The 6,213-nt window shown below is 34.5% G+C and carries 5 protein-coding genes; 4 read left to right on the top strand and 1 reads right to left on the bottom strand.

Going from position 1 to position 6,213, the window contains the following annotated elements; translation table 11 throughout:
- Positions 1-236: 236 nt before the first annotated feature.
- The 4 genes from K5S59_RS16735 (at position 237) to K5S59_RS16720 (ending at position 4,710) form a co-directional block, all read left to right on the top strand.
- Positions 237-743: a DUF3902 family protein gene (locus tag K5S59_RS16735; protein ID WP_000805748.1), complete on the top strand. Its 507-nt coding sequence runs from the start codon at positions 237-239 to the stop codon at positions 741-743.
- Positions 744-946: 203 nt separating this feature from the next.
- Complete coding sequence (locus K5S59_RS16730; RefSeq protein WP_000710681.1) at positions 947-2,113, top strand: serine hydrolase domain-containing protein; 1,167 nt, start codon at positions 947-949, stop codon at positions 2,111-2,113.
- 202 nt (positions 2,114-2,315) lie between these two features.
- Positions 2,316-4,070, top strand: a complete 1,755-nt coding sequence (locus tag K5S59_RS16725; RefSeq protein WP_098259316.1) for an adenine deaminase C-terminal domain-containing protein — start codon at positions 2,316-2,318, stop codon at positions 4,068-4,070.
- Between the two features lie 112 nt (positions 4,071-4,182).
- Positions 4,183-4,710, top strand: coding sequence for a hypothetical protein (locus K5S59_RS16720; RefSeq protein ID WP_000723234.1), 528 nt, complete (start codon positions 4,183-4,185; stop codon positions 4,708-4,710).
- 122 nt (positions 4,711-4,832) lie between these two features.
- On the opposite strand, the gene K5S59_RS16715 is transcribed toward K5S59_RS16720, so the two are convergent.
- Positions 4,833-6,212: a catalase gene (locus tag K5S59_RS16715; RefSeq protein WP_120450400.1), complete on the bottom strand. Its 1,380-nt coding sequence runs from the start codon at positions 6,210-6,212 to the stop codon at positions 4,833-4,835.
- Between the last annotated feature and the right edge of the window lies 1 nt (position 6,213).

The raw sequence follows: 6,213 nt of genomic DNA, 5'->3' as shown, positions 1-6,213 counted from the left end.
TAATTTTATTTACTTATATTTAATTACGTGGTAATGTATACTTACTTTTTTATATCTCTACCAATGGAAAAAGGTTCCCTTAGTAGAGTATAGCTCATTAAATTTTTTATGAGATTATCTATGTTTCATTAATATAGAATGAAACATAGATGTAATAGAAATAAGCTAATAACGAGTAGCATGTAAATAATAAATTATTATTTATTTTTAAATTCTTGTAAGGGTGTGAAAATAGAATGAAACCAGTATTGAAAAACATACTCCTTTCCTTTGTTTTTTCTGCAGCAGGGATGTGTTGGCTTCTGTTTCTATTAGTTAGTGGAGGCGGAGATTGGTTATTGTCTTGGGTAGGTGTATTAATGGCATTTATATCTTTATACACGATAATAGATTTATATTGTAAGTATACATATGATAAAAAATTAAGTAAATTGTTTATCAAAGCAACAGTTACTACCTTTAGTTTTGCAGTGTTGGGAATCACCTTTGGTATTGTACACGAGCTATTACAGCCATGGAGTCTCAGTTTAATGGTTTGGTATTGGTTGTTAGTGTTACTTTTATTTGTAACGACCATAATATTATTAGTTTTTCTAGTATTTGTTAATCGTAAAAATCATAATATTACTGGGATATATAGAATACTTATACTGCTCAATCTTTTTCTTACGTTAGGACCAGTACTGTGGCCATTACTTCTTACTATAATAGGAAATGGTATGAACGCTAGCGCAGGATGGTAAAAGTTAATAGAGTGCTTAAAAGAACGTGTTTATAAATGAAAACACGTTCTTTTTTATTTCCATACATAATTTTTTCTCATCTGGTCGCCAAATTTTGAACGTAAGTATTTCGTAAGGAATGGATAAGAAAAAAGAGAGTTTTATCATATAGGATGAAAGTATAGCTTGAATCAATACGATATGAATAGAGGAGGGAAAGCCTTATGAAAAAATGTTATTCCATTAAGTTAGCAAGTTTGGCAGTTTTATTAGCGGGTACTACTTTATTCACACCAGGTTTTACTGTAAAAGCAGAGTCTACTCAAAATATTTCTAATTCGTCAGAAGCACATGATCAAAAGAATCGGAATGGTTGGAAACGAGTCATGCAGGAAACAATCCAAGTTGGAGCGCCAGGGGTATTAGCTAAGACATCTAATAACGGAAAAATTAGTAGTTATACTGCTGGTGTCGCGGATTTAAATAGTAAGAAACCAATGAAATCGGATTATCGCTTTCGGATTGGTAGCGTGACAAAGACTTTTACTGCTACGACTGTTCTTCAATTAGTAGGAGAAAATCGTGTGCAGCTTGACGATTCGATTGAAAAGTGGCTGCCCGGCCTCATTCAAGGAAATGGGTATGATGGCAATCGAATTACGATACGTCAACTTTTGAATCATACGAGTGGTATAGCTGATTATTTAAAGTCAAAAGACGCTGATATTATGAATTCGAAAAAAACGTATACAGCAGAAGAAATAGTAAAGATAGGACTTGCTCTACCTCCAGATTTTTCGCCAGGTAAAGGTTGGTCGTATTCAAACACAGGATACGTAATACTAGGAATGCTTATTGAAAAAATAACGGGTAATAGTTACGCAGAAGAAATCGAAAAGCGCATTATTGAACCTTTGGATCTATCAAATACGTTTTTACCAGGGAATTCGCCCGTTATTCCAGGTAAGAATCATGCCCGTGGATATATGAAAATTGATGAAAAAAGTGAATTGAAAGATATGACGTATTATAATCCGAGTTTAGCTAATGCAGCTGGAGATATGATTTCTAATGCGGACGATTTAAATAAGTTCTTTTCATCCTTACTCGGTGGTAAGTTACTGAAGGAACATGAGCTAAAAGAAATGCTTACTACAGTTCCTGTAGAAGGAAAAGGGGTTGGTGATGGATATGGTCTTGGAATCTATGAGACTAAACTTCCAAATGGTGTCTCAGTATGGGGTCACGGAGGATCAATTCCTGGGTTTATGACTTTTGCTGGTGGAGTAATTGGAGGCAAGCATACATTTGCTGTCAATGTGAACTCTTTAGGTCCGGTTGATATTCTTACACAGTTTAATAAAATGATGCAAATTGAATTTGAGAAATAGATGAAAAGAATGCGAATGGGATCCTTTTTTATTGAGAATCAAAGAAGTATGTTTTGAATTTTGAAAATTGTTATTTTTGCAATCGTTCCATATAATGAAGGGTATAGGGGTTATACAGGGGAGTAATGAATGGAAAATATTTTAGTTAGTTAATTGTTTTTATTTTAATAAATAAAAGTAAATTGATTTGGAGTGAAATGCATTGGGAGAAAATCAGTTTAGATGGAGTAACACACAATTACGAGAACATGTTGAAGTAATAGATGGAAAAAGAAGTCCGCACATTTTATTGAAGAATGCAACTTATTTAAATTCCTATATGCGCGAGTGGGTGCAAGCAAATATTTGGGTCTATGATGATCGTATTATTTATGTAGGAGAAAAACTACCAGCGCAACTGCATGAATGTGAAGTCATTGATTGTGATGGAAAGTATGTAGTTCCTAGTTACATAGAACCGCATGCACATCCATATCAATTATATAATCCTGAAACTTTAGCAAACTATGCGATGCAATTTGGGACGACGACTTTTATTAATGATAATTTAACTTTATTTTTCACATTACAACGTGAAGAAGCATTTCGTTTATTAGATGAATTTGAAAAGATTCCAGCAAGTATGTATTGGTGGTGTCGTTTTGATGGGCAAACTGAATTGCAAAACGGGGAATCTTTATTTAATCGTGAAGAAATAATAGAGTGGCTTAAGCATAAAGCAGTTCTTCAAGGCGGCGAGCTAACAGCGTGGCCAAAGTTATTACATGGCGATGATGAAATGTTACATTGGGTGCAGGAAACGAAACGATTACATAAAAAAGTAGAAGGACATTTTCCGGGAGCATCTGAAACGACTTTAGCGAAGTTAAAACTGTTAGGTACAGATTGTGATCATGAAGCGATGACAGGGCAGGAAGCTTTCACTCGACTTATGCAAGGTTACACGGTTTCCTTAAGAAATTCTTCAATCCGCCCAGATTTAGAAGTGTTACTGAAAGAATTGTTGGAACTAGGAGTAAAACAGTTTGATAGATTCATTCTTACTACAGACGGCTCACATCCTTCGTTTTATGAAAATGGAATGACAAACGTAATGATATCTACCGCGATAAAACAAGGAGTACCAATAATAGATGCTTATCATATGGCAAGCTATAATATCGCTCGTTATTATAATATGGAACATCTACATGGTTCGATTGCGACAGGTAGAATAGCTAATATTAATATTTTGGAAAGCAAAGAAAACCCGGTTCCAATAAGTGTAATTGCAAAGGGGAAATGGGGGAAGCGTGACGGAGTAAATAAAAATGAATCAGTACAAATAGACTGGAGTAAATTCAAAGTAACTCCATTATTATTAGACTGGTCCATAGAAAAAGAGGATATGATTTTTTCTCATAAAATGGGTATACAATTATTAAATAACGTTATAACAAAACCATACACGACTGATGTTGATTTAAACCGTGATAAACTTTCTCTAGATCATGATGAGTGTTTCCTTATGATGATTGCTCGTGACGGTACGTGGCGAGTGAATACAGTTGTAAAAGGCTTTGCAAATAAATTAGGAGGCCTTGCTAGCTCTTATTCTGGTACCGGCGACATCATTCTTATTGGGAAGAATAAAGAAGAGATGCTTACAGCTTTTCATAGAGTAAAAGAGCTTGGCGGGGGAATGGTAATAGCTGAAAAGAATGAAGTATTACACGAAATCGCATTACCATTGCTTGGGATTATGTCTAATTTGAAAATGAATGAATTAATACAGGAAGAGAAACAGATGGTGAAATTACTACAAGAGCGTGGTTACGCGTATGACGATCCGGCATTTACCATTTTGTTCTTTTCTGCGACGCACTTGCCTTTTATACGGATAACACCTATAGGACTATATGATGTGAAAAATAGTAAGGTACTGGACTCACCGGTAAATTTAATAAAGCAATGTTAATATGAAAGGCCCTATAAAAGTCCAATTTATAGGGCCTTTCACATTGTTAGCATAAGAATATTGTAAGCCTCAAATAATATAGTATCTAAATTACTTGAGGTGAAACATAAGTATGAAAAAAATATTGTATATTTTAACTGTATTTATATTATGTGTATCTATTCAACAAGTTGTACATTCTCAAACAGATGCACCAGAGCTATCTTCTGATTGTCTTGAAAAAAGGAAAATTCGAGATGACAAGCATGTGAAGAATATAATAAGTGATATTAAATCCACATTTAATTTAAAAATTGATGAACATAGTTTTTTGGAAGTAAGTAAAAGAGACCTGGATGCGGCCTATTTGATATATGGCGGAAAAGAAAATGATTCTTATTATAATTCGCTAACTAAAATTTATGATAGTGGTGGATTTAGCGAGCAGCCTAGCTTATTCGTGAGGGCACAAGAAGCATTTTTACTTTATAAAGAAAAAGATAATATCAATGTAATGAAACGCCTAAAACTAGATGTTGAAAAAGGGGAATGGCTCGTTATAAAAACGAAAAAGAAGAAAGGGAAAAAAGTTAAATTCAAGCCGTTGCAATGTGAAAAAGATTATATGAAAAAGAGAAATGAGTACCATAATCTAAAATGAAATAACGGAATTTTAAGTGAGGAAAATTTGTTAATAATTGTAAATGAAGTGGTAGAAATTCCTAGTGATTTTGCCATAAAAAAACGTCATTTTTTATTTTTAAAATGACGTTTTTTATATACTTAAAGCTTTTGCATCGCACTTTCAATCCTCTTCACCAAATCAGCAGACACTTTATGAAAATACCCCAAAACAACCTTTCTAATATCAGCAGAGATAACTTTCAAATCACCAGCTAAATTTTCAGCAAGATGTTCTTTTTCTATCGGTTTTAAGTTCGCATAAAATTCACCAGGCTGCGTAAAGTCATCCTGTTTCGATATAGATGTTCTTTCAAGTTTACCTTCAACGTATCTTCCATCGCCGCTCGTTATTTGATTAGCAGGTGTCCAATTTCGTTGTTGGTTAATCGTTAATTTGCGGAATTCAGGTCCAATTCTTCTTCTTTGAGAATCGCTATAAATGTTAGCGCGTCCTTGCAGCATTTTATCATCTGATAGTTCTGCACCGTCTAGTAAATTAGAAGGAGAGAAGGCGACTTTTTCTACTTGTTCCATATAATTTTCAGGATTTTTATTTAACACCATTTTGCCTACTGGTATAAGAGGATACGACTTTTCATCCCATACTTTTGTATCATCTAAAGGGTCATAAGAAAGATGTCCTTCATCTTTCGGATCCATGAGCTGGACATATAATCCGTATTCCACTGGTTTACCATTTGCAATTGCATCATATAAATCTTTCCCGCTATAATCAGGGTTTTCAGCAGCCAGTGTATTCGCTTCCTCATTAGTAATGAATTGTACACCTTCAAATGGGTACCAATGATACTTTACATACTTTCGGTTACCTTCTGCATTTCTCCAAACATATGTATTTACACTATGTCCTGGGATGTGACGCAGACTTTTGGCCGTACCAGCATCAGAGTATAAATGGACAACGAAATGAATGGATTCAGGTGCTCTAGCGACAAAGCTCCAAAATCTATTCGGGTCTAGTAAGTTATTTATAGGTGAAGGTAACAACGCTTGAATCGTTTCTGGGAAGCGCATCGGATCACGAACAGAAAAGACAGGAATGTGATTACATAAAAGATCGAAAATACCTTCTTTCGTATAGAACTTTGTGGAAAAACCGCGTACATTTCTAGAAGTATCAGGTGTTCCTTTCGTACTAACAGCTAATGAAAATCTCACCATAACAGGAACTTTCTCATTAGAATTTTGTAGAAAGCTTAGTGTAGTATGTTCAGACATGGGATAGATCGTTTGAAAATAACCGAACGCACCAAATCCTTTTACATGAACAGGTCTTTCTAAAATTTTTTCGTGAATAAATTCTTGTAACGTCTCGTGAAGTACACTATCTTGCTCTAGAACAGGTCCACGCGAACCAACTGTTTGAGAGTGAAGTGTAGCTTGTTCATTATGTTCACTATCTTCATTAAAGTCATTCCCTAGTAAAGATTGCCCCTGTTTATCATAGTTTTCATCCATT

It is taken from the genome of Bacillus sp. BML-BC051, from assembly GCF_019656175.1.
Taxonomy (GTDB): Bacteria; Bacillota; Bacilli; order Bacillales; family Bacillaceae_G; genus Bacillus_A; species Bacillus_A mobilis.
Note: the sequence above shows the minus strand (reverse complement) of the source record. Positions and strands in the feature narration are given on the sequence as shown.